General features: G+C 68.3%; 22 protein-coding genes. 17 read left to right on the top strand and 5 right to left on the bottom strand.

Translation table 11 applies throughout. The features are described from left to right. Positions 1–111: 111 nt before the first annotated feature. The gene (locus WT97_RS14505) at positions 112–1,476 is read right to left on the bottom strand and encodes a 2-hydroxycarboxylate transporter family protein (protein WP_059499385.1); all 1,365 of its coding nucleotides are present in this window, start codon (positions 1,474–1,476) and stop codon (positions 112–114) included. A 492-nt stretch (positions 1,477–1,968) separates the two neighbouring features. Here WT97_RS14505 and WT97_RS14500 point away from each other — a divergent pair, with 492 nt between their 5' ends. The 11 genes from WT97_RS14500 (at position 1,969) to WT97_RS14450 (ending at position 13,035) form a co-directional block, all read left to right on the top strand. Then, positions 1,969–2,811, top strand: a complete 843-nt coding sequence (locus WT97_RS14500) for a MetQ/NlpA family ABC transporter substrate-binding protein (RefSeq protein ID WP_060353667.1) — start codon at positions 1,969–1,971, stop codon at positions 2,809–2,811. A gap of 11 nt (positions 2,812–2,822) precedes the next feature. Continuing rightward, positions 2,823–4,235 carry an LLM class flavin-dependent oxidoreductase gene (locus WT97_RS14495; protein WP_060353666.1) on the top strand — a complete coding sequence of 471 codons (1,413 nt, stop codon included), beginning with the start codon at positions 2,823–2,825 and terminating at the stop codon, positions 4,233–4,235. An 18-nt stretch (positions 4,236–4,253) separates the two neighbouring features. Next, positions 4,254–5,432, top strand: a complete 1,179-nt coding sequence (locus WT97_RS14490; RefSeq protein WP_060353665.1) for a methionine ABC transporter ATP-binding protein — start codon at positions 4,254–4,256, stop codon at positions 5,430–5,432. Then, positions 5,425–6,081: a methionine ABC transporter permease gene (locus tag WT97_RS14485; protein ID WP_027781522.1), complete on the top strand. Its 657-nt coding sequence runs from the start codon at positions 5,425–5,427 to the stop codon at positions 6,079–6,081. Before WT97_RS14490 ends, WT97_RS14485 begins: the two co-directional genes overlap by 8 nt. 53 nt (positions 6,082–6,134) lie before the next feature. Further along, positions 6,135–6,977: a hypothetical protein gene (locus WT97_RS14480; RefSeq protein WP_060033175.1), complete on the top strand. Its 843-nt coding sequence runs from the start codon at positions 6,135–6,137 to the stop codon at positions 6,975–6,977. Continuing rightward, positions 6,974–8,185: an acyl-CoA dehydrogenase family protein gene (locus WT97_RS14475; RefSeq protein WP_060353664.1), complete on the top strand. Its 1,212-nt coding sequence runs from the start codon at positions 6,974–6,976 to the stop codon at positions 8,183–8,185. Before WT97_RS14480 ends, WT97_RS14475 begins: the two co-directional genes overlap by 4 nt. A gap of 154 nt (positions 8,186–8,339) precedes the next feature. Further along, positions 8,340–9,548 carry a zinc metallochaperone GTPase ZigA gene (gene zigA / locus WT97_RS14470; RefSeq protein WP_059499378.1) on the top strand — a complete coding sequence of 403 codons (1,209 nt, stop codon included), beginning with the start codon at positions 8,340–8,342 and terminating at the stop codon, positions 9,546–9,548. Positions 9,549–9,608: 60 nt separating this feature from the next. Further along, positions 9,609–10,529 (top strand): GTP cyclohydrolase FolE2, encoded by a 921-nt coding sequence (folE2, locus tag WT97_RS14465; protein ID WP_179949777.1) that lies wholly within the window; start codon positions 9,609–9,611, stop codon positions 10,527–10,529. Continuing rightward, entirely contained in the window at positions 10,523–11,104 is a 582-nt protein-coding gene (locus WT97_RS14460; RefSeq protein WP_060353662.1) for a 6-carboxytetrahydropterin synthase, read from the top strand. The genes folE2 and WT97_RS14460 overlap by 7 nt, the downstream gene beginning before the upstream one ends. After that, the gene (locus tag WT97_RS14455) at positions 11,101–11,661 is read left to right on the top strand and encodes a carbonate dehydratase (RefSeq protein WP_034206075.1); all 561 of its coding nucleotides are present in this window, start codon (positions 11,101–11,103) and stop codon (positions 11,659–11,661) included. The genes WT97_RS14460 and WT97_RS14455 overlap by 4 nt, the downstream gene beginning before the upstream one ends. A gap of 3 nt (positions 11,662–11,664) precedes the next feature. Then, positions 11,665–13,035, top strand: a complete 1,371-nt coding sequence (locus tag WT97_RS14450; RefSeq protein ID WP_060353661.1) for a dihydroorotase — start codon at positions 11,665–11,667, stop codon at positions 13,033–13,035. On the opposite strand, the gene WT97_RS14445 is transcribed toward WT97_RS14450, so the two are convergent. Next, positions 13,032–13,496 (bottom strand): Lrp/AsnC family transcriptional regulator, encoded by a 465-nt coding sequence (locus tag WT97_RS14445; protein ID WP_059780030.1) that lies wholly within the window; start codon positions 13,494–13,496, stop codon positions 13,032–13,034. The genes WT97_RS14450 and WT97_RS14445 overlap by 4 nt on opposite strands. 166 nt (positions 13,497–13,662) lie before the next feature. Between WT97_RS14445 and WT97_RS14440 the strand changes: the two genes are divergently transcribed. Further along, on the top strand, positions 13,663–14,289 hold the full coding sequence (locus tag WT97_RS14440) for a LysE family translocator (protein WP_060033190.1): 627 nt from the start codon (positions 13,663–13,665) through the stop codon (positions 14,287–14,289). Positions 14,290–14,319: 30 nt separating this feature from the next. Here the strand turns inward: WT97_RS14440 and WT97_RS14435 are convergent, their stop codons facing one another. Then, the gene (locus WT97_RS14435; protein WP_060353660.1) at positions 14,320–15,168 is read right to left on the bottom strand and encodes a helix-turn-helix domain-containing protein; all 849 of its coding nucleotides are present in this window, start codon (positions 15,166–15,168) and stop codon (positions 14,320–14,322) included. Positions 15,169–15,367: 199 nt separating this feature from the next. Between WT97_RS14435 and WT97_RS14430 the strand changes: the two genes are divergently transcribed. Both WT97_RS14430 and WT97_RS14425 read left to right on the top strand, forming a co-directional pair. After that, on the top strand, positions 15,368–16,312 hold the full coding sequence (locus WT97_RS14430) for a DUF2167 domain-containing protein (protein ID WP_060353659.1): 945 nt from the start codon (positions 15,368–15,370) through the stop codon (positions 16,310–16,312). Further along, positions 16,309–17,034: a site-2 protease family protein gene (locus WT97_RS14425; RefSeq protein WP_060033196.1), complete on the top strand. Its 726-nt coding sequence runs from the start codon at positions 16,309–16,311 to the stop codon at positions 17,032–17,034. The genes WT97_RS14430 and WT97_RS14425 overlap by 4 nt, the downstream gene beginning before the upstream one ends. A 65-nt stretch (positions 17,035–17,099) precedes the next feature. Here WT97_RS14425 and WT97_RS14420 read toward each other — a convergent pair whose 3' ends face one another. Beyond that, positions 17,100–18,491: an MFS transporter gene (locus WT97_RS14420; protein WP_060353658.1), complete on the bottom strand. Its 1,392-nt coding sequence runs from the start codon at positions 18,489–18,491 to the stop codon at positions 17,100–17,102. A gap of 238 nt (positions 18,492–18,729) precedes the next feature. Between WT97_RS14420 and WT97_RS14415 the strand changes: the two genes are divergently transcribed. Both WT97_RS14415 and WT97_RS14410 read left to right on the top strand, forming a co-directional pair. Beyond that, positions 18,730–20,307: an aldehyde dehydrogenase (NADP(+)) gene (locus WT97_RS14415; protein WP_059792996.1), complete on the top strand. Its 1,578-nt coding sequence runs from the start codon at positions 18,730–18,732 to the stop codon at positions 20,305–20,307. Between the two features lie 372 nt (positions 20,308–20,679). Next, positions 20,680–21,234 (top strand): hypothetical protein, encoded by a 555-nt coding sequence (locus WT97_RS14410; RefSeq protein WP_059792997.1) that lies wholly within the window; start codon positions 20,680–20,682, stop codon positions 21,232–21,234. Between the two features lie 116 nt (positions 21,235–21,350). Here the strand turns inward: WT97_RS14410 and kdgD are convergent, their stop codons facing one another. Next, the gene (gene kdgD / locus WT97_RS14405) at positions 21,351–22,265 is read right to left on the bottom strand and encodes a 5-dehydro-4-deoxyglucarate dehydratase (protein WP_059499367.1); all 915 of its coding nucleotides are present in this window, start codon (positions 22,263–22,265) and stop codon (positions 21,351–21,353) included. Between the two features lie 226 nt (positions 22,266–22,491). Between kdgD and garD the strand changes: the two genes are divergently transcribed. After that, the gene (gene garD / locus WT97_RS14400) at positions 22,492–24,045 is read left to right on the top strand and encodes a galactarate dehydratase (protein ID WP_034206086.1); all 1,554 of its coding nucleotides are present in this window, start codon (positions 22,492–22,494) and stop codon (positions 24,043–24,045) included. Position 24,046: the final 1 nt, after the last annotated feature.

Below are 24,046 nucleotides of genomic sequence, written 5' to 3'. Positions count from 1 at the left end.
TCCGCAACCGGCCCTTCGCAACCGCCCGCTCGGAACGACGCGCGCCGCGCGCCGGCAGGGCCGGCGGCGGCGCGTGCGAAGCAGCCGGCGCGACGATGCGCGGGCCGCGCGTTATCCGAAGTGCGCGACCAGGATCAGCGTCACCGTGACGACGATCGCGCCGCCGATCCGCGTGGCGATCTGCGCGAACGGCATCAACTGCATCCGGTTCGCGGCGGTCAGGATCGCGACGTCGCCGGTGCCGCCTTGCCCGCTGTGGCAGGCGTTCACGATTGCGGTGTCGATAGGGTACATCTTCAGCAGGCGGCCGACCACGAAACCGGTGCCCATCAGCGTCGCGACGGTCGACACGATCGTGACCACGTTGACGATCGTGAAGGCGGCGGTCAGCTTGTCCCACGGCGTCATCGCGACGCCGATCGCGAACAGCAGCGGATACGTGACGGCGGTCGAGAAGAACTTGTAGACGACGAACGCGCCTTCCTGCAGCGGCGGCGACACCGCACGCGCGAGCTTCACCAGCACCGCGAGGAACAGCATCGCGACCGGCGCGGGCAGGCCGAACAGCTTGTGCGCCATCAGGCCGACGAGGTACAGCGTGATCGCCGTGATGCCGGCGCCCGCGATGTGCGTGACGTCGACGTGTCCGCGGATCTCCTCGCTTTCCGGCGTCATGTCGCCGCTTTCGCCGACTTGCAGGCGGCCGTTGCCGGTCAGGTGCGGCAGGCGCTTGCCGAGCATGTCGAGCGCGCCCGACAGGATGATCGCGGTCAGGCTGCCGAGCATCACCGACGGCAGCACCATCGCGAACATCTCGCCTTGCGGCAGGTGCATCAGTTCCGAATAGCCGATCGACAGCGGAATCGCGCCTTCGCCGACGCCGCCCGCCATGATCGGCACGACGATGTACAGCAGCGTGTGGCGCGCGCCGAGGCCGAGCGCGGTGCCGACCGCCGTGCCGACGATCGCGGCCGCGATGGAGCCGACGGCGAGCGGGACGAAGATCTTCACGAAGCCCTGGATCAGCACGCGCCGGTCCATGCTCAAGATGCTGCCGACGATGATCGACGCGATGAACAGGTACAGGAAGTTGGTCGACTTCGTGAATTCGACCGTCAGGTTCAGCACCGGCTTCGGCAGCACGTGGTAATAGGTGAGCGCCGACGGCACGAAGGTCGCGAAGATCGCGGCCGCGCCGATGTTGCGCAGCAGCGGCAGGCGCTTGCCCAGTTCCGCGCAGGTGAAGCCGAAGAACGCGAGGACGGCGATCGCCATCGAGATTTCGCCGGGCACCTTGCCCGTCACCGCGAAGCCGACGATCAGCCCGAACAGGATCACGTAGACAGGCAGCGGGATGATGCCGATGCGGATTTCCATCAGCTTCCACCAGCCTTGCGGCCAGAAGCGTTCGCGCGTGGCGGGACCGGCTGCGGCAATCGGCTCGGGATGGGACGGGGTTTGGATAGAGGTCTGCAAGACGTGTCTCCTGATGTTTGGAATGCCTGCATTCGCTTCGCGGCATCGTGTGCCGTCTATTACGCAACCCCCGTGCCAGCATCGCAGCCCGCCGGAATATTTTTAATGCATTGATTCATAAGGGATTTGTTTCGTCTGCGGAAAGGGTTCTCCACGCCGGCCGGCCGAGATTTCGGAATCGGCGCGGCGGGCAGGCCGAGATTTCGGCCTGGCGGCGCCCGGGCAGCCGGCCGTTGCTCCGCTACGGCGCGCGCGGGCGATCGGCGCGGCATGGCCGGTATTCGGTCTGCCGGGCGGCGCAGCGCGCCCGACGCCGCCATATCGCCGCGCGCGATTTTCTTCGCACAATCGCTTCGTAGACCGTCCTCCCGCCGCTCTCTATCATCGGCTGATCCTTTTCCGATGCAACGACGACTGTCCGGAGAGCGCCCGTGCGTTCGCCGCGGCGTCGCTCATCCGTCGATACCGTCTTTGGACAGGAGAGTGGTTTCCATGCTGCATCCCGTTTTTTCCGCCCGCTTTTTCGCCGGCCGCCTGGCCCGCCTGCTGACGGCCGCGCTGCTCGCGGCATGGCTCGGCCTCGTGCTGCCGAACGGCGCGCGCGCCGACACCGCGCCGCTGAAGGTCGGCATCTCGACCAGCCCGCAGATCGAGGCGCTGAAGATTGCCGCGAAGGAGGCGAAGGCGCAGGGCCTCGACGTGAAGATCGTCGAATTCACCGACTGGAATACGCCCAACGCGGCGCTCGCGAACAAGGACATCGACGTCAACTACTTCCAGCACATCCCGTTTCTCGAGAACGCGAAGAAGCAGGGCGGCTACGACTTCATCGCGATCGCGCCCGGCACGATCATGAAGATCGGCCTCTATTCGAAGAAGGTGAAAAGCTTCGCCGAGCTGAAGGACGGTGCGCGCGTCGCGATCGCGAACGATCCGGTCAACGGCGGGCGCGGGCTGTTGCTGCTGCAGCGCGCGGGGCTGATCGCGCTGAAGCCGGGCGCCGACTACCGTGCGACGACGCACGACATCGTCGCCAATCCGAAGCACCTGAAGATCATCCCGCTCGAAGCGTCGCAGCTCGCGCGCTCGCTCGACGACGTCGACCTCGCGCAGGGCTACCCGAGCTTCATCAAGCTCGCGGGCACGGCCGACCCGAACAGCGCGCTGCTGTTCGACGGCACCGAGAACAAGAACTTCGCGATCCAGTGGGTCGTGCGGCCCGAGAGCGCGAACGACCCGCGCATCCGCAAGTTCATCGCGATCTACCAGCACTCGCCGGCCGTGCGCCGGGCACTCGACAACGCGTTCGGCTCGCTGTACGCGATCGCGTGGTGACGGAGCCAGACATGACGACGGCGAACCGCAAGAAGATCCTGCTCAACGCGTTCAACATGAACTGCGTCGGGCACATCAACCACGGGCTGTGGACGCATCCGCGCGACCGCTCCGCGCACTACACCGATCTCGACTACTGGGCCGATCTCGCGAAGACGCTCGAACGCGGCAAATTCGACGGGATCTTTCTCGCGGACATCGTCGGCGTGTACGACGTGTTCGGCGGCGGGCCCGACGCCGCGCTGCGCGAATCGGTGCAGGTGCCCGTCAACGATCCGCTGCTGCTCGTGCCGGCGATGGCGCAGGTCACGCGGCATCTCGGCTTCGGCGTGACCGCGAACCTGACCTACGAGCCGCCGTACCTGTTCGCGCGCCGCATGTCGACGCTCGATCATCTGACGAAAGGGCGCGTGGGCTGGAACATCGTGACCGGCTATCTCGACAGCGCCGCGCGCGGGATGGGTCTCGCGCAGCAGATCGGCCACGACGACCGCTACGAGCGCGCCGACGATTACATGGACGTCGTCTACAAGCTGTGGGAACGGAGCTGGGACGACGACGCGGTGATCCGCGACGCGCAGGCGCGGGTGTTCACGCAGCCGGGCAAGGTGCGGCGCGTGAAGCACGACGGCCCGTTCTATTCGATCGATGCGATTCATCTGAGCGAACCGTCGTTGCAGCGCACGCCGGTGCTGTACCAGGCCGGCTCGTCCGCGCGCGGCGTCGAGTTCGCGGGCCGCCACGCGGAATGCGTGTTCGTGAACGGGCAGAGCAAGGCCGCGGCGCGCGCGGCGGCGCTCGACATCCGCGCGGCCGCCGCGCGGCAGGGGCGCGACCCGGCATCGATCAGGATTTTCGCCGGGGTGAGCGTCGTGACCGCCGAGACCGAGCGGCTCGCGCGCGAGAAATTCGACGAGTACCGGCGCTACGCGAGCCCGGAAGCCGGCCTCGCGCACTTCGCGAGCTCGACCGGCATCGACTTCGCGAAATACGGCCTCGACGAGCCGATCTCGTATGTGAAGACCGATTCGATCCAGTCGGCGGTCGACGCGATCTCGCGCAAGAGCACGACGGGCACGTGGACGGTGCGCCGGATGCTCGAGCAGATGTCGCTCGGCGGCCGTTATGCGCCGATCGTCGGTTCGCCGTCGCAGGTCGCAGACGAACTGCAGTCGTGGATCGACGAGACGGGCATCGACGGCTTCAACCTGACGCGCACCGTGATGCCGGAATCGTTCGAGGATTTCGTCGATTGGGTCGTGCCCGAGCTGCAGAACCGCGGCGTCTACAAGGAAGACTACGATCCCGCGCCGACGCTTCGCGAGAAGCTGTTCGGCGCGGGCCCGCGCCTGCCTGCCTGGCACACCGGCGCCCAGCACCGGCCGACGGCCGTATCGGAACCCGCGCATCCCGCGCATGCCTGAACGTGACGGAGCGAAGCGATGACGCAATTGTTCGATACGCTGGGTTTCATCGAGGCATCGGCCGTACGCGCCGGCGCCGCTGCGACGGCGCATGAGGAAACGGCCGCGCCGGCCGACGGCGCGGCCGTGTCGCTGGAGCAGGTCGGCAAGGTGTTCGCGACGCCGCGCGGCCACGCCGCCGCGCTGCGCGACGTGACGCTCGACGTGCGGCGCGGCGAGGTGTTCGGGATCATCGGCCGCAGCGGGGCCGGCAAGTCGACGCTGCTGCGGCTCGTGAACGGCCTCGAACGGCCGAGCTCGGGCCGCGTGCGCGTGCAGGGCGTCGACGTCGGCGCGCTCGACGAGGATGGCCTCGTCGCGTTGCGGCGCCGCACCGGCATGGTGTTCCAGCATTTCAACCTGCTGTCCGCGAAGACGGTGTTCGAGAACGTCGCGCTGCCGCTGAAGATCGCCGGCGTGCCGAAGGCCGAACGCGTGCGCAAGGTCGAGGCGCTGCTCGATCTCGTCGGGCTCGCCGCGAAGCGCGATGCGTATCCGGCGAGCCTGTCGGGCGGACAGAAGCAGCGTGTCGGCATTGCGCGGGCGCTCGTGCACGATCCCGAGGTGCTGCTGTGCGACGAGGCGACGTCGGCGCTCGATCCGGAAACCACGCAATCGATCCTCGCGCTGCTCGCGGACATCAACCGCCGCCTCGGGCTGACGATCGTGCTGATCACGCACGAGATGGAGGTGATTCGCGCGGTGTGCGACACCGTGGCGGTCATCGAACAGGGCGAGGTCGTCGAAACGGGGCCGGTATGGCGCGTGTTCGGCGATCCGCGCCACGGTGCGACGCGTGCGTTGCTGAGCACGCTCGGGTACGACCTGCCGGCCGAGCTGGCCGCGCGCGTGCGGCCGCTGCCCGAGCCGGCCGCGCTGCCCGACGGCGCGCAGGTCGTGCTCGACGTCCGCTATACGGGCGAGAGCGGCGGCGAGCCGGACGTCGGCGCGCTAGCAGCGGCGCTCGGCGGCTCGGTGCGGTTCCTGCACGGCGGCATCGAAAGCATCCGCGGGCATGCGCAGGGGCGGCTCGTGATCGCCGCGACGCCGCGTGCGGACGACGCCGGCCCGTCGGCGGCGCGCGGCGGTGCGGTCGCCGCGCTGCTCGAACGCGCGCGCCGCCATGCGAATCGCGCGGAGGTGCTCGGCTATGTTTGAGCTCTGGTGGCCCGAACTGCTCGACGCGATCCGCGACACGCTGTCGATGGTCGCCGCGTCGGCCGCGATCGCCGCGCTGATCGGCATCCCGCTCGCGGTGATTCTCGTGACCACCGCGCCCGGCGGCATCTACGCGCGGCGCGGCGTGAACGCGGTGCTCGGCGCGCTCGTCAACGTGTTCCGCTCGACGCCGTTCATCATCCTGCTGGTCGCACTGCTGCCGTTCACGCGCGTGCTGATCGGCACGACGATCGGTGTCTGGGCGGCCGTCGTGCCGCTGTCGATCGCCGCGATCCCGTTCTTCGCGCGGATCGCCGAAGTGAGCCTGCGCGAAGTCGATCGCGGGCTGATCGAGGCCGCGCTCGCGATGGGCGCGAAGCGCCGCCACATCGTGTGGCACGTGCTGCTGCCCGAAGCGCTGCCCGGCATGCTCGGCGGGTTCACGATCACCGTCGTCGCGCTGATCGGCTCGACCGCGATGGCGGGCGCCGTCGGCGCGGGCGGGCTCGGCGATCTCGCGATCCGCTACGGCTATCAACGTTTCGACACCACCGTCATGGCGACCGTGATCGTGATCCTGATCGCGCTCGTCTCGGCCGTGCAAATCACGGGCGACCGCCTGGTCCGACGCGTGACCCGGCGCACCTGAGCGACGCCACGAGCGTCCGCTCGCTTCCTTCACGATCCTGAGAGAGAAAAACGATGACCTTGCCCCTCGGCGCGCCGCGCGAATGGAACGGACAATTCGAGGAAGCGCTGTTTCTCGACGTGGCGCGACGCCATCGTCCGGACTTCCCCGACAAATTGGCGACGCCGCCACGCGAGCCGCGCAACGACGACGAGCTGGCCGCCGTCGCCGACTACTACACGAAGATGGCGTCGCACGACCTGTTCATCGTGCAGGTCGTCGCGAAGGCGATCGACACGCTGTTCCGCGACGATCCGCATTTCCAGCTGATCCTGTCGCGCCAGCTCGGCGACGACGGCGCGCATGCGGTGATCGGCCGCGAGCGCGTGACCGCACTCACCGGGCGCGACCCGCTGCCGGAAGTCGACCGGCTCGTCGCCGCGCACTGGGCACGCATCGGCGACATCGCGGTGCGCGACGTCGCGGGGTTTCTCGCGTTCGAATGGCATTACGAGCTGCACATCCTCGCGAAGCTGTGGATTCAGCGCAAGACCGGCCGCATCGGCGACAGTGCGATGCGCGAGCACGGCGAGAACCGGATTCGCCCGGACGAGGAGTGGCATCGCGTGCAGATCGTCCAGTGGTGGTTCGACACGCTGCAGGCGCTGCCGGCCGCCGAGCGCGACGCGCTGATCGATCGTGTGATCGCGGCCGACGAGGAAACCCAGGCGCGGCTCGACGGCTACCTGCACGACGAGTACGCGCACACGGCGCTGGTGTTCGGCGCGGATATCGCGGAATATCGTGCGATCTACGACGACTGGCGGCGCGAGATCCTGTCGCGGCTGACCGGCCGCCGGCTTGGCGCACTCGTACCGCTGTCGGGCGAAACCGCTGAACAGGAAGCCGTCGCATGAACGATCCACGCCGCCCGGCGACCCTCGAGCCGGATACCGATCCGCCGGCCGTCGACCGCGCTGCGCTGGCGCGCGCGATCGACGCACTGCGCGCGAGCGCCGCGGAGCGCGACCGCGCGGGCGGTCACGCGGCGCAGGAGAAGCAGTGGCTCGCCGATGCGGGCCTGCTGACGCTCGCGGTGCCGCGCGCATTCGGCGGTCAGGAAGCGGCGTGGCCCGCGATCTACGACGTCATCCGGCAGGTCGCGCGGGTCGACAGCGCGCTCGCGCATCTCGTCGGGTTCCAGTGCCTGCAAGTGGTGAGCGTCGACGTGTGGGGCAGCGCCGCGCAGCGCGAGCGCTACCTGCGCGGCACGGTCGACGAGCGCTGGTGGTGGGGCAACGCGGTCAATCCGCTCGACACGCGGCTCGTGGCCACGGCGACGGCCGACGGCGGCTACCGGCTCGACGGCGTGAAGGGCTTCTGTTCCGGCACGCGCGGCTCGCAGCGGATGACGGTGTCCGCGCACGATCCCGCCACCGGCCGGACCGTGTTCGGCGTGGTGCCGACCGATCGGGTGGGGATCACCGGCAACGAGGATTGGGACCCGATCGGCCAGCGCCAGACCGACAGCGGCAGCGTGCGCTTCGACGGCGTGGCGCTCGCGGCGGACGAGGTGCTGCATCGTTCCGAGACTCCGCCGACGCCCCGCGCGACGCTGCGCACGCTCGTGTCGCAGCTCGTGCTGACGAACCTGTTCGTCGGCCTGGCGGAAGGCGCGCTGGCCGAGGCGCGCGATTACGTGCGACGGCATGGCCGCCCGTGGATTCACTCGGGCGTCGAGCGGGCCGAAGACGATCCGTACACGCTCCAGCGCTTCGGCGACATGCGCGTGCGCGCGATCGCCGCGGCGGCGCTGGCCGATCGCGCGGCCGGCATGTTGCAGCACGCGTGGGCGCGGCAGGATGCGCTGACGGCCGACGAACGCGCCGAAGTCGCGCTCGCGGTATCGGAAGCGAAGATCGTCGCGCAGCGCGCGGCGCTCGACAACGGCGAGGCGCTGTTCGATGCGTGCGGCGCGCGCGCGACGGCCGCATCGCTCGGCCTCGACCGCTTCTGGCGGAATGCGCGCACCCATACGCTGCACGACCCGCTCGACTACCGGCTGCGCGACGTGGGCCGGTTCGCGCTCACCGCGGAATTGCCGCCGGCGTCGCTCTATACGTGATATGCAGCGCGGCGGCACCGGCAAGGCGCCGCGTGCTGCTGCCTTCGCCGTTGCCACATCGATGAGCCGGCCTGCTGGACGTCCGGAGTGATATGTTATATCGTAGCGATACAATATATCATTTCATTCTCAACGCCCTGTTCCGGAATCGCCGATGAGCCCCGCCCTTCACCCGTCCACGCGGCTTCCCGTGACCGTCCTGTCCGGCTTTCTCGGCGCCGGCAAGACGACGCTGCTCAACCATATCCTCAACAACCGCGAGGGCCGGCGCGTCGCGGTCATCGTCAACGACATGTCGGAGGTCAACATCGATGCGGCGCTCGTGCGCGACGGCGGCGCGGGGCTGTCGCGCACCGACGAGAAGCTGGTCGAGATGAGCAACGGCTGCATCTGCTGCACGCTGCGCGAGGATCTGCTGATCGAGGTCGACCGCCTCGCGCGCGAAGGGCGCTTCGATCAGCTCGTGATCGAATCGACCGGCATCTCGGAGCCGCTGCCGGTGGCCGAGACGTTCACGTTCGAAGGCGAGGACGGCCGCAGTCTCGGCGAAGTCGCGCGGCTCGACACGATGGTGACGGTGGTCGACGCGTTCAATTTCCTGCGCGACTACGCGTCGCGCGACAGCCTGCAATCGCGCGGCGAATCGATGGGCGACGAGGACGCACGCACGGTCGTCGATCTGCTGATCGACCAGATCGAGTTCTGCGACGTGCTCGTGATCAACAAGATCGACCTGATCGACGGCAGCGCGCGCGAGCGGCTGGTCGCGCTGCTGCGCGGGCTGAACCCGCGTGCGCGGATCGAGATCGCCGAATTCGGCAAGGTGCCGCTCGAGCGTGTGCTCGACACGGGCCTGTTCGACTTCGACGCGGCGTCGCGCGCGCCGGGCTGGCTGCAGGAGCTGCGCGGCACGCACACGCCGGAGACCGACGAATACGGCATTCGCAGCTTCGTCTATCGCGCGCGGCGGCCGTTCCATCCGCAGCGCTTCCTCGATCTCGTCGAAAGCGAATGGCCGGGCGTCGTCCGCTCGAAGGGGTTCTTCTGGCTGGCCACGCATCCGACCGTCGCCGGTTCGTGGTCGCAGGCGGGCGCGGTTGCGCGGCACGGGCCGGCCGGCCACTGGTGGGCGGCCGTGCCGCCCGAGCGCTGGCCGCAGGATCCGGAAGCCGTCGCGCAGATCCGCGCACGCTGGGACGAGCACGTCGGCGACGCACGGCAGGAGCTCGTGCTGATCGGCATGGACATGGACGAGCCGGCGCTGCGCGCGCGCTTCGACGCGTGCCTGCTGACCGATGCCGAGATGGCGACCGGCCCCGAACACTGGACCACGTGGGACAACCCGTTTCGCGACTGGCCCTGACCTGAACACGCGCTGCCTGCATCGATCCGGATGGAGAAGGCGCTCCACCGGATTCCAGACATGAATGCAGCGCTTCCCGATATTTCACTGACCGATGCCGCGCCGGGCCTTGGCCCGCTCGAATGGGTCGGCATGCAGGGCATCGATCTGCCCGTCGTCGTGGCGGAGCCCGGCTGCCGGCGCGACGCGCATGCGCGTGCCGATGTCCAGGTCGATCTGCCTGCGCCGCGGGTGAAAGGTATCCACATGTCGCGGCTGTACGGGCTGCTCGACCGGCTGGCCGATGGTGAAGCGCTGTCGCCGGCAGGCTTGCAGCGCATGCTGCGCGCGATGATCGACAGCCACCGCGACTGCGACACGCGCAGCGCGCGCGTGCGGCTGCGCTTCGACCTGCTGGCCCGTCGCGCCGCGCTCGTGACCGACGGGCTGGCCGGCTGGAAGGCTTATCCGGTGCAGATCGACGCGACGCTGGCCGGGGATGCGTTCGCGCTGCGTGCGCAGGCGACGATCGTCTATTCGTCGACGTGCCCGTGCTCGGCGGCGCTGTCGCGGCACTGGGTCGAACAGGCGTTTCTGGCGGCATTCGGCCGCGACGATCGCGTGGAGCCGGCGGCGGTCGCCGCGTGGCTGAAACGGCATGCGACGGCCGCCACGCCGCACAGCCAGCGCAGCGAAGCCGTCGTCGGCGTGGCGCTGCCGGCCGATGGCGCGACACTGGGGCTGATCGACCTCATCGATCGCGTCGAGCATGCGCTGGGCACGCCGGTGCAGACGGCCGTCAAGCGTGCGGACGAGCAGGCGTTCGCGGTGCTGAACGGCGAGAACCTGATGTTCGTCGAGGATGCCGCGCGCCGCGTGCAGGCCGCGCTGGAAGATCGCCATGCGAGCCCGCGCGTGCACGTGCGCCATCTCGAAAGCCTGCATCCGCACGATGCAGTGGCGTGGGCCGCACCGGTACGCGAAGGAGGCGACGCATGCTGATCCGCAAGCTGTTCCGGTTCGAGAACGCACACGTCGTACGCGGCTGCAGCACGCGGCGTTGCTCGCATTCGATCCATGGCCACTCGTACCGCGTCGAGTTGCTGCTCGAGGCGCACGCGCTGGATCACGGGCAGATGATCTACGACTTCGGGCTGCTCAAGGGCGACGTGCGCGACCTGATCGACGCGTTCGACCATGCGGTGACGCTGTGGTCGGACGACGATCCGCACTACGTCGAAAGCATGAGCCGGCATTCGGAGCGCTGGGTGCGGCTGCCGGTGTCGCCGAGCGCCGAGCAATTCTCGCGCGTGCTGTTCCGGCTCGTCGATGCCGCGTTGTCGGGCACGCCGATGTCGAACGGCGAAGCTGACGTGCGACTGTATTCGGTGATCGTTCACGAAACCGAGACCGGCTACGCACAGTGCTTCCGCGACGATGCATTCAACCCGCGCATGGGCCGCATCGACCTCGACACGATCGTCTTCTCGCCCGCCATCGTCGCGCAGTGGCGCGATCCGGGCCTGTTCGAGCGGCTCAAGCGCGGCCAGGTCCTTTCCATACAGGAATCCTCATGATCAGGAAGAACCCGCGCGGCGACCTGCCGCAGATTCATCCGAACGCGTTCGTCGACCCGACCGCCATCCTGTGCGGGCGTGTGATCGTCGAGGAGAACGTGTTCATCGGCCCGTACGCGGTGATCCGCGCCGACGAAACGGATGCGGACGGCCAGATCGCGCCGATCGTGATCGGTGCGCATTCGAACATCCAGGACGGCGTCGTGATCCATTCGAAATCGGGCGCGAGCGTGACGATCGGCCGGCACACGTCGATCGCGCATCGCGCGATCGTCCACGGGCCGTGCACGGTCGGCGACGGCGTGTTCGTCGGATTCAACAGCGTGCTGTTCAATTGCACGATCGACGACGGCTGCGTGGTGCGCTACAACGCGGTCGTCGACGGCTGCCGCCTGCCGCCAGGCTTCTACGTGCGCTCGACCGAACGCATCGGGCCGGAAACCGACCTCGCCGCGTTGCCGCAGGTGACGCCCGACGCGAGCGATTTCTCCGAGGACGTCGCGCGGACGAACAACGCGCTGGTGCGCGGTTACAAGCACATCCAGAACGAGTTCTGATTCATGGGCGAGCGGGTGCGACGGGAACGCTGCGACCGGGCGGAACGACGCCACGTCGATCTGCTGGTGTACGGCGGCACGGTGATGACGCCCAACGGCGCCGAGCGGATCGACGTCGCGTGCGTGGATGGCCGCGTCGTCGCGCTGGGCGTGTTGCGCGGTACGTGGAGCGCCGACGTGCTGCTCGATGCGCGCGGATTGCACGTGCTGCCCGGCGTGGTCGACAGTCAGGTGCATTTCCGCGAACCGGGGCTCACGCACAAGGAGACCATCGAGGCCGGCACGCGCGGCGCGGTGCTCGGCGGCGTCACGACGATCTTCGAGATGCCCAATACTCATCCGCTGACGTTGAGCGAGCAGGATCTGAACGCCAAGCGGGATCTTGCGCGCGGTCGTGCGTGGTGCGACTACGCGTTCTACATCGGCGGCTCGGCCGCCAATGCCGAACGGTTGCCGGTGCTCGAACGTTTACCCGGCTGCGCGGGGGTGAAGGTCTTCATGGGCAGTTCGTTCGGCGATCTGCTGGCCGACGACGAAACCGTGTTGCGCCGGATCCTGCGCAACGGGCAACGACGCATGGCCGTGCATGCGGAGGACGAGGCGCGGCTACGCGAACGCAAGGCGATCGCCGAGGCCAGCGGCGACGTGCGCGACCATCCGCGCTGGCGCGACGCGCAAAGCGCGCTGGCCGCGACGCGGCGCATCGTCGGACTGGCCGCGGAGGCAGGGCGCCGACTGCATGTGCTGCACGTGTCCACGGCGGATGAAATGGCGTTTCTCGCGCGGCACCGGCGGCGCGTGACGGTCGAAGTCACGCCGCATCACCTGAGCCTGCATGCGCCGGATTGCTACGAGCGGCTCGGCACGTTCGCGCAGATGAATCCGCCGGTGCGCGAACGGCATCATCGGGACGCGCTGTGGCAGGCCGTCCGCGACGGCGTGGTCGACGTCATCGGCAGCGATCACGCGCCGCATACGCGCGACGAAAAGCGCCGCCCGTATCCGCGCTCGCCGAGCGGGATGACCGGCGTGCAGACGCTGCTGCCGCTGATGCTCGATCACGTGAATGCCGGCCGCCTGAGCCTGGAACGGCTGGTCGACCTGACCAGCGCCGGGCCGGCGCGCATCTTCGGCATCGAAGGAAAGGGGCGCATTGCGGCCGGCTACGACGCCGATTTCAGCATCGTCGACTTGCGCGCGCGGCGGGTCATCCGCGACGAATGGATCGCGAGCGTGAGCGGCTGGACGCCGTACGACGGATGCGCGGTCGCGGGCTGGCCCGTGCATACGGTCGTGCGCGGGCAGGTCGTCGTGCGTGACGGCGAGTTGAACGGGCAGCCGGCCGGGGAGGCCGTGACGTTTCTCGACACCTAGATCGGCAGCCGTACCGTCTGCTTGATGCGCTTCAGCGGAATCTCGGTTTCGACGTTGCGTACGCCCTCGATCTGCGTGAGCGTTTCCATCTGAAAGCGCTGATAGTCGTCGAGATCCTTCGCGATCACGCGCAGCAGATAGTCGTAGCTGCCGGCCATCAGATGGCATTCGAGCACTTCCGGCGCCCGTTCCATCTCGCGCGCGAAGCGTTCGACCGTCGTCTTGTCCTGGCGCTCCAGCGTGACGCGCACGAATGCGGTGAAGCGCAGCTCGACGGCCGCCGGGTTCAGCAACGCGACATAGGCGTCGATTACGCCCTGTTCCTCGAGCAGGTGAACGCGGCGCAGGCACGGCGTGGGCGACAGTCCGGCCTGCTGCGCGATGTCGGCGTTCGTCTGGTTCGAATTCTGCTGCAATGCACGCAAAATGCGTCGATCGATCGCATCCAGTTTGATTGGCATTTTTGGCTACCCGAAATACGAGTATTGGAGAATAACTCCAAATACATAGCGGAAAGTAGCCGAGTTTGCATCCAATCTCCAACGGAAGTTGCCGATAATCTGACGACTGTCCGGCCCCGGGCGCGCGATCCCCGCCCGCCGCGGCGCCACTTTCAGGAGCTTCCCGATGCTGCACGTCGCCTGGTTGCCGTTCATGGCCACCTCCCTTCTGATCATTCTGACGCCGGGCCAGGACATGGTGCTCGTGATGTCGCGCACGCTGTCCGGCGGCACGCGCGCGGGCCTCGTGACCGCCGCGGGCGTCAGCGTCGGGCTGCTCGTCCATACGATGCTCGCGACGCTCGGGCTGGGTGCGCTGCTTCAGGCATCCGAATGGCTGTTCACCGCGCTGAAGGCGATCGGCGCGCTGTACCTGTTGTACCTCGGCATCACGCTGCTGCGTTCGTCGGGCGAATTGACGCTCGCGGGCAACGGCAATGCGCCGGCATCGCGGCTCCGGACGTTCGCGCAAGGCGCGCTGTCCAACGTGTCGAACCCGAAAGTCGCGCTTTTCTATCTGGCGTTCCTGCCGCAATTCGTTCCGGCGGGCGCCCCGCATCCGATGCTGTCGCTGTTCGTGCTCGGCGCGACGTTCGCCGGGCTGACGTTTCTCGTCAAGGGGCCGGTCGCGTTGTTCGCCGGCCTGCTGTCGGCGTCGATCCGCCGCAACCCGCGCATCCTGACGCGCATGCATCGCGTCAGCGGCGTCGTCTTGCTGGCGCTGGGCGTGAAGCTGGCGCTCGAGCGCCGCTGATCGGGCACGATGCCGGCACGCCGGCCGGCGCTACGCCTCCGGCAACGCGTCCGCCAGCGCCCGCATCGCATCCACCGTTTCCGGATTCGCCGGAAAGAACGCCTCGATCGCCAGTTCCGACAGCGTCACGTCGACCGGCGTGCCGAACACCGTCGTCGTACTGAAGAACGTCAGCTCGCCGCTCGCCGTGCGCAACCGCAGCGGCACGGCGATATCCGCGAAATCGGTGCGCGCGGGCGCGTCGTCGGGCTGGCCGGCCGGCGCCGGATACGCGGCGAGTTCGTCGCGCAGCGTATGCAGCGTGCGATCGCCGCTCGCATCGATCTGCCGCTGCAACCGATGCAGGATGTGCGCGCGCCATTCGTGCCAGTTGACGATCTGCGACGCGAGACCGTCCGGATGCAGGCTCAACCGCAGCACGTTGACGGGCGGCTGCAGCAGCGCCGGATCGGCCTGCGCGACCAGCGCGCCGAGCATCCGGTTCGCCGCGAGCAGCGTCCAGTGGCGGTCCACCGCAAGCGCCGGGTACGGCTCGTGCCCGCGCAGCACGGCCTCGACCGCATGACGCGCCGCATCCAGTTCCGGGTCCGAAAACGGTCGTTCGCGAAACAGCGGCGCAAAGCCGGCCGCGACGAGCAGCGCATTGCGTTCGCGCAGCGGCACGTCGAGGCGTTCGGCCAGATGCAGCACCATCTCGCGGCTCGGCTGCGCGCGGCCCGATTCGACGAAGCTCAGGTGGCGCGCGGAAACCTCCGCGTCGAGCGCGAGCGCCATCTGGCTCAGGCGCCGGCGTTGCCGCCACGTGCGCAGCAGCGGACCGATGCCGGACGCGCGGCCGGCGGACGGGGAGGGCGAATGGAGGGCGGCGGTCGGGTTCATGGCGCAGATGATAGGCAATCCCGCGCCGCTTTGGCATTACCTGCGAGGTAAGCGCCGCGCCACGCCCACCCCGGCGCGCACAGCCGCTGCGTTACCATAGCCCCCGTGCCACCTGAGAGGCGGCGCCGGACCTGCGACGACAACGCATGGGCCGGCCGCCGCGCACATCGACAACAAGGCATTCCAGGGGAATCCAACAATGAAAAAACTCGCCGTCCGGCTCGCCTGCGTGGCGACGCTCGCACTCGCCGCGACCAGCGGCCACGCGCAGACCGAAGCTGCGCAGGTGGAAATGAGGGCCGCCGCCGCGGCCGCCAACGAAGCGGTCGTGAAGGGGCCGACCGACATCGACGTGAAACACGAAGCCGTGCTGAAGCTGAAGGCCGGCGAATCGTTCGTGCCGGCCGCCGAAGCCGGCCGCTACCTGCGTTCGATGGGCAACGCGATCGACGAATCGAAGCTGGTCGGCCTCGTGCTGCCCGACGATCCCGACGCCGACTGGATCTCTGTCGTGTCGTTCGAGCCGAGCGGCTACATCCGCGACGACGACGCGAAGGACTGGAAGCCCGACGAACTGCTGAAAAGCCTGCAGGCCGGCACCGAGGCGAACAACCCGGCGCGCAAGGAGCGCGGCCTGCCCGAAACCGAGGTGGTCGGCTGGGCGAAGGCGCCCGCATACGACGCGGCCACGCACCGGCTCGTGTGGTCGGCGATCATCCGCGACAAGGGCGCGGCGCCGAATGCCGGGAACGACGGCGTGAACTATCGGACGCTCGTGCTCGGCCGCGACGGCTACCTGTCGCTGACGATGGCGTCGACGCTCGCCGATCTGCCGAAGTACAAGGCATCGGCCGACGCGCTGCTGGCGAACATCAGCTTCAACGACGGCAAGCGCTATGCCGATTTCAACAAGTCGACGGACCACGTCGCCGAGTACGGGCTCGCGGCGCTGATCGTCGGCGTCGGCGCGAAAAAGCTCGGGCTGCTCGCGCTGATCGGCGCGTTCGCGGCGAAGTTCTTCAAGATCGGCGCGGTCGCGCTGCTGGCCGGCGGAGCGGCGCTCAAGCGCTTCTTCGGGCGCAAGCCGAAGGCGGCCGCGGTGCCGGCCGTCGCCGACGCATCCGCCACGGAGCGCAAGGAATGACCAAGCTGTTGCTGCTGATCTTCGGCGGCCTGAAGCTCGGCAAGGTGCTCGTATCGGCCGGCACGATGCTCGCGTCGATCGCGGTCTATGCGCTGTTCTACGGCTGGCGTTTCGCGGCCGGTTTCGTCGCATTGCTGCTGGTGCACGAAGCCGGTCACTACCTCGCCGCGCAGCGGCGCGGGCTCGACGTCGGGCTGCCGACCTTCATCCCGTTCGTCGGCGCGTGGATCCAGTTGAAGGAAATGCCGCACGACGCGGAAACGGAGGCATACGTCGGGCTCGCCGGGCCGTTCGTCGGTACGCTCGGCGCACTGGCCTGCTATGCGGCCGCCCGCCACTACGACAGCAACCTGCTGCTCGCGCTGTCGTACACGGGTTTCTTCCTGAATCTCTTCAACATGATTCCGCTGTCGCCGTTCGACGGCGGGCGGATCACCGCGGTGCTGTCGCCGCGCATCTGGTTCGCCGGCGTGCCGGTGCTGATCGCGCTGTTCGTGTATCGGCCGAGCCCGCTGCTGATCGTGATGGCGATCCTCGCGCTGCCGCAACTGAAGCGCGCGTGGCGCTACGATCCCGACGCGCCGGAGAATCGGGTGTACTACGCGACGTCGATCGAGACGAAGACGACCTACGCACTCTGCTACGTCGGCCTGCTTGCGTTCCTCGCGCTGATGACGTCCGGCGTGCACGACATGCTGCGCGTCGTGCACGCGTCGGCCTGACGTCGATTCGATGCAAAAAAACGGCGGCCGCAGCTACGCGGCCGCCGTTTCTCTAAGGTCGAACTTCACGCGTCGCGATGGCGCAGTTCGACGCGCTTGATGTCCTTCACGATCACGAGATAGCTGAACACGGTGACGAGCGCGTTCAACCCGACGAACACGAGCGCGCCGTTGAACGAGCCGCTCGCGCCGACGAGGTAGCCGATCGCGATCGGCGCGACGATGCCCGCCGTATTGCCGAACATGTTGAACAGGCTGCCCGACAGGCCGATCGCCTCTTTCGGCGCGGTATCCGCGACGACGGCCCAGCCGAGCGAGCCGATCCCCTTGCCGAAGAACGACACGGCCATCAGCGTGATGACCAGCGCTTCGCTGTCGACGTAGTTGCAGCCGATGATCGCCATCGACAGCGCCATCCCGCCGACGATCGGAATCTTGCGTGCGAGCGTCAGCGACACGCCGCGGCGGATCAGCGCGTCCGACAGCATCCCGCCGAGCACGCCGCCGAGGAACCCGCAGATCGCCGGCAGCGACGTCATGAAGCCGGCCTTCAGCAGGGACATCCCGCGCGCCTGCACGAGGTAGATCGGGAACCACGTGAGGAAGAAGTACGTCAGCACGTTCACGCAGTACTGGCCGAGATAGACGCCGAGCAGCATCCGGTTCGACAGTAGCTGGCGCACGTAGTACCAACCCGCCACGCGGCTGCCTTCGGAGGCGCCGCCGCTGCCGCGTGCGCCGGTAGGCCGGCCCGTCGACCGCACCAGGCCGCCGCCCTGTTCGATATGCTCGAGCTCCGCGCGATTCACGCCCGGATGGTCGACCGGATCCTTCATCACGCGCAGCCACAGGCATGCAAGGGCGATGCCGGCGAGACCGAGCCACAGATACACGTGGTGCCAGCCGTATGCATGCGTGAGCCACGCCATCAGCGGCGAGAACACGACGGCCGCGAAATACTGCGCGGCGTTGAAGATCGCCGATGCCGTGCCGCGCTCGGCGGTCGGGAACCAGCTCGCGACGACCTTCGCGTTCGCCGGAAACGCGGGCGCTTCCGCGATGCCGACCGCGAAGCGCATCGCGAACAGCGCGGCGACCGCGAACGCGGCGCTGCCGCCGAGGCCGATCGTGCTCTGCAGCAGCGTGAACGCCGACCACAGGAAGATGCTCGCCGCATACACGCGCCGCGCGCCGAAGCGGTCGAGCAGCCAGCCGCTCGGCAGTTGCGCGAGCACGTACGCCCAGCTGAATGCCGAGAAGATGTAGCCCATCGTCACCGGATCGATGCCGAATGCCTTGCGGATCGGCGTGCCCGTGATCGACAGCGTCGCGCGGTCCGCGTAGTTGAGCGTCGTGACGACGAACAGCATCGCCAGGATCCAGTAGCGCACGGCGGTTCGACGCGCGGTGCGCGCGAGGTCGAGCGGGAGATCGCGAGGGGAGGTCTGATTGCTCACTTTAAATGTACGTCGTCGTATGACATGAGCGAAAGTTTATTGACGATAGGCGAATCCAGAAACCTCGGGTTTTCCCTCGGGAATCGTCATCACAATATGGGAAGAACGGGATTCGCTGGCCGCGCGAGGCTGGCGGGTGTATCGTCGGCGCCTTCGCGGGCGGCGCGATGCCGTCGGCAGACATCGTATCTGTTGAGCTACAATGAGCAATCCATTCCCGAACCACGGAGCACACCCCATGCAACTGACAGGAGAGATGCTGATCGGCGCCGAAGCGGTGGTCGGCTCGGCCGGAACCTTGCACGCGTTCGACCCGACGAAGGGTGCGCCGATCGACGTTCCGGCATTCGGCGTCGCGACGCAGGCCGACGTCGACCGCGCGTGCGAACTCGCACGCGACGCGTTCGACGCGTACCGCACGCAGCCGCTCGCGGCCCGTGCGGCGTTTCTCGACGCGATCGCCGATGAAATCGTCGCGCTCGGCGATGCGCTGATCGAACGCGCGCATGCCGAAACGGGCCTGCCGGTCGCGCGGCTGCAGGGCGAGCGCGGCCGCACCGTCGGCCAGCTTCGGCTGTTCGCGCGCGTCGTGCGCGACGGGCGCTTCCTTGCCGCGTCGATCGATCCCGCGCAGCCGGCCCGCACGCCGCTGCCGCGTTCGGACCTGCGGCTGCGGAAAATCGCGCTCGGGCCCGTCGCCGTGTTCGGCGCGAGCAATTTCCCGCTCGCGTTCTCGGTGGCCGGCGGCGATACCGCGTCGGCACTCGCGGCCGGCTGCCCGGTGATCGTGAAGGCGCATGAAGCGCACCTCGGCACGTCCGAGCTGGTCGGCCGTGCGATCCGCGCCGCGGTCGCGAAAACCGGCATGCCGGCCGGCGTGTTCTCGCTGCTGGTCGGCCCCGGCCGCGTGACCGGCGCGGCGCTGGTCAGCCACCCGGCGATCCAGGCCGTCGGTTTCACCGGTTCCCGGCAGGGCGGGATGGCGCTCGTGCAGCTCGCGAACGCGCGCCCGCAGCCGATTCCCGTCTATGCGGAAATGAGCAGCATCAACCCCGTCGTGCTGTTCCCGGCCGCGCTGGCCGCGCGCGGCGACGCGATCGCGACGGGCTTCGTCGATTCGCTGACGCTCGGCGTCGGCCAGTTCTGTACCAATCCGGGCCTCGTGCTCGCGATCGACGGTCCCGATCTCGACCGCTTCGAGACGGTCGCCGCGCAGGCGCTCGCGAAGAAGCCGGCCGGCGTGATGCTCACGCGCGGCATCGCCGATGCGTACCGCAACGGTCGCGGCAAGCTCGCCGAGCTGCCCGGCGTGCGCGAAATCGGCGCGGGCGAGGCTGCGCAGACCGACTGCCAGGCGGGCGGCGCGCTGTACGAAGTCGGCGCGCAGGCGTTCCTGGCCGAGCCGGCGTTCAGTCACGAGGTGTTCGGGCCGGCGTCGCTGATCGTGCGCTGCCGCGATCTCGACGAAGTCGCGCGCGTGCTCGACGCGCTCGAAGGTCAGTTGACGGCCACGCTGCAGATCGATGCCGACGACAAGCCGCTCGCGCGCCGGCTGCTGCCGATCCTCGAACGCAAGGCCGGGCGCCTGCTCGTCAACGGCTACCCGACCGGCGTCGAAGTGTGCGATGCGATGGTGCACGGCGGCCCGTTCCCCGCCACGTCGAACCCGTCCGTCACGTCGGTCGGAGCGACCGCGATCGAGCGATTCCTGCGGCCGGTGTGCTATCAGGACTTCCCGGACGACCTCTTGCCCGAAGGGCTGCAGGAAAGCAATCCGCTGGCGATTCCGCGGCTGCGCGACGGCAAGGCGGAGTGACGTGGCGTAACCGCTGAACGCAGCGTCCCGGAAGGGACGCGTTCCGGCACGTCGAAACACGGCGGCGGGGCCCACGGGCCCCGCCGCCTTTTTTATTCAACGCGGGCTTTCGTGCCGGTTTCGCCCGGTCAGTGAGCGGGGCGGGCGACGAGTTCCAGGCGCTCCGCTGCAGCCAGCAGGCGCCGGTCGCGCGTCCATAGCTTGCTGCCGCTGGTTTCAATAACGACATCAAATGGTGCTCTTGGTGATGCGCAGACGGGGGGCGATGTCGGCTTTCCTGTTGCCCGCGTTTCTCTTACAGTAGCGAAGCCGCGGGCCGTCTGGCCCGCAGGCGAGCCTGAGAGAACGCACAAGACAATAAGGAACCATCCGATGAATATCAGCAAGCGTGGCGACCACTTGTTCGCGGCCGGATTGTGGAAAGCGATCGGCGACGTCGCGAAATCGGTTCGCACCCAGATCGGCGAATACAGCGAAGGGCGCGTGCTGGCCGACGCGCTGTTCGCGCTGCAGCGCGAGCTGGGCGGCAGCGAATTCGACGTGACGATCAACCAGGGGCGGCCCGTCGCGGGCTCCGATCCGCATTCGTTGATCTTCGGCAGAGCCGTCGAGCGCTTCAAGTACGACATGCAGGCGGTGGTGTTCGCGCTGAAGCATCGTCGCAGTATCGACGGGCCGAACGGTGCGCAGCGCGCCGACGCGCTCACGCAGGCCAATACGCATCTCGCCACCGCGAAGCAGTACGCGATGTTCACCGTCGGGCGGTTCTTCGATGCGGTCGTCGACCGCGACGTGCTGGAACAGATCATGAGCGCCGAGTCGCCGGCGCGCGGCCGGCCGCTTGCGGCGCGCAAAGGGATCGACGAGACGCAGCGTACGCTCGCGAGCGTGCGGCAGCGGATCATCGGCGCGATCGCACAGATGTAATGAAGTGGCCGCGCCGGCTCGTCGAGCCGCGCGGCCATCGCGTGATACGGATACGGACGAGTGCGGGAGCCGGCGCGCCGTGCCGATGAAGGCCCCGCGCCGCCGGCGAATCCCGCTTACTGCGGGCCCATCTTCTTGATCAGCACGTCGAGCTCGGCCGCTTCGGCGTCGGTCAGGTCGACGAGCGGCGCGCGCACCGGGCCCGCATCGTGGCCGACGAGCTTCGCGCCCGCCTTCACGATGCTGACCGCGTAGCCTGCGCGGCGATTGCGGATCTTCAGGTACGGCAGGAAGAACGCGTCGATCAGGCGGCCGACCGTCGCGTGGTCGTCCTTCGCGATCGCTTCGTAGAATTCCATCGCCGTCTTCGGGATGAAGTTGAACACCGCCGACGAGTACACCGGCACGCCGAGCGCCTTGTACGCGGCCGCATAGACTTCGGCCGTGGGCAGGCCGCCGAGATACGCGAAACGATCGCCGAGGCGGCGGCGGATCGTGACCATGCTTTCGATTTCGCCGACGCCGTCCTTGAAGCCGATCAGGTTCGGGCAACGGTCGGCGAGGCGCTCGAGCATGTCGGCATTCAGCTTCGAATTCGCGCGGTTGTACACCACGACGCCGATCTTCAGCGCGCGGCAGACCTGCTCGACGTGCTCGGCGATCCCTTCCTGGCTCGCTTCGGTCAGGTAGTGCGGCATCAGCAGCACGCCGCTCGCGCCGAGGCGCTCGGCTTCCTGCGCATATTCGATCGCCACGCGCGTCGCGCCGCCCGCACCGGCGAGGATCGGCACCTTGCCCTTGCAGGTTTCCGTCGCGACGCGGATCACGTCCGAATACTCGCGCTGCGTGAGCGAGAAGAATTCGCCGGTGCCGCCGGCCGCGAACAGTGCGCTCGCGCCATACGGCGCCAGCCATTCCAGGCGCTCGGCATAGGTGGACGGGCGGAAGCTGCCGTCGGCGTCGAAATCCGTCAGCGGAAACGACAGCAGGCCGTGGGAGATGATCTGTTTGAGTTCTTGCGGTGAAGTCATGGTTGGGTCGTCCGTCTAGCGCGAGTGCGGGGTTCGTCGGTACGGCATCCGAGCCATATTGGCGATGTCGTTGTATGTCATCGTACAACGCACGAATGAGCGGCGCAAGCGGTTTGCTGGCCAGTCAAGGGTAGGGTCTTTCCGGATAAGGGTTTACGCAGCATCGTCGATTGAGGTTGAATGTCGTATGATGACTAACGATATCGCAGATAGCACCAGGAATTCCATGACTGCTTCCCCTCTCTACATCCGCGTGCATCCGGACGACAACGTCGCGATCGTCGTCAACGACGGCGGTCTGCCCGCAGGCGCGACGTTCGCCGACGGGCTGACGCTGTGCGAAGGCGTGCCGCAGGGGCACAAGGTCGCGCTCGTCGACCTCGCGGCCGGCGACCCGGTCGTTCGCTACAACGTGGTGATTGGCTATGCGCTGACCGACCTGCGGCGCGGCAGCTGGGTCAACGAGCGCACGATGCGCATGCCCGAGCCGCCGGGCCTCGACGACCTGCCGCTCGCCACGCGTGCCGCGCCGCCGCTCGAGCCGCTCGAAGGCTATACGTTCGAGGGCTTTCGCAATGCCGACGGTTCGGTCGGCACGCGCAACATCCTCGCGATCACGACGACCGTGCAGTGCGTGTCGGGCGTCGTCGAGCATGCGGTGAAGCGGATCAAGGACGAACTGCTGCCGCGCTACCCGAACGTCGACGACGTGGTCGGGCTCGAACACACGTACGGCTGCGGCGTCGCGATCGACGCGCCCGACGCCGACATCCCGATCCGCACGCTGCGCAACATCAGCCTGAATCCGAACTTCGGCGGCGAAGTGATGACCGTGAGCCTCGGCTGCGAGAAGCTGCAGCCCGAGCGCCTGCTGCCGCCGGGCGCGATTCCGGTGGCGGCCGACGGCGCGACGGACAACGGCGGCGTGGTGTGCCTGCAGGACGCCGCGCACGTCGGCTTCAACTCGATGATCGACTCGATCATGAAGATGGCCGAATCGCATCTCGAGCGGCTGAACCGCCGCCGTCGCGAAACCTGCCCGGCGTCGGATCTCGTCGTCGGCGTGCAGTGCGGCGGCAGCGACGCGTTCTCGGGGCTCACCGCGAATCCGGCGGTCGGCTTCGCGGCCGACCTGCTCGTGCGCGCGGGCGCGACGATCATGTTCTCGGAGGTGACCGAAGTGCGCGACGGCGTCGCGCAGCTCACGTCGCGCGCGGCGAACGAGGACGTCGCGCGCGAGATCATCCGCGAGATGGACTGGTACGACCGTTACCTGCAGCGCGGCCGCGTCGACCGCAGCGCGAACACGACGCCGGGCAACAAGAAGGGCGGCCTGTCGAACATCGTCGAGAAGGCGATGGGGTCGATCGTGAAGTCGGGCAGCGCGCCGATCGCCGGCGTCGTGCGCCCCGGCGATCGCGCGCGGCAAAAGGGGCTGCTGTATGCGGCGACGCCGGCGAGCGATTTCATCTGCGGCACGCTGCAGCTCGCGGCGGGGATGAACCTGCACATTTTCACGACCGGCCGCGGCACGCCGTACGGCCTCGCGCAGGTGCCGGTGATCAAGGTCGCGACGCGCAGCGATCTCGCGCGCCGCTGGCACGACCTGATGGATCTCGACGCGGGGCAGATCGCGACCGGCGCGGCGACGATCGAGGACACGGGCTGGGCACTGTTCCGGCTGATGCTCGACGTCGCCAGCGGCAAGCGCCGCACGTGGGCCGAGCAATGGAAGCTCGCGAATGCGCTGACGCTGTTCAATCCGGCGCCGGTGACCTGAC

Source organism: Burkholderia sp. MSMB1459WGS (genome assembly GCF_001534535.1).
In the GTDB taxonomy this organism is placed as follows: Bacteria; Pseudomonadota; Gammaproteobacteria; order Burkholderiales; family Burkholderiaceae; genus Burkholderia.
This window is presented reverse-complemented; position numbering and strand designations above follow the sequence as displayed.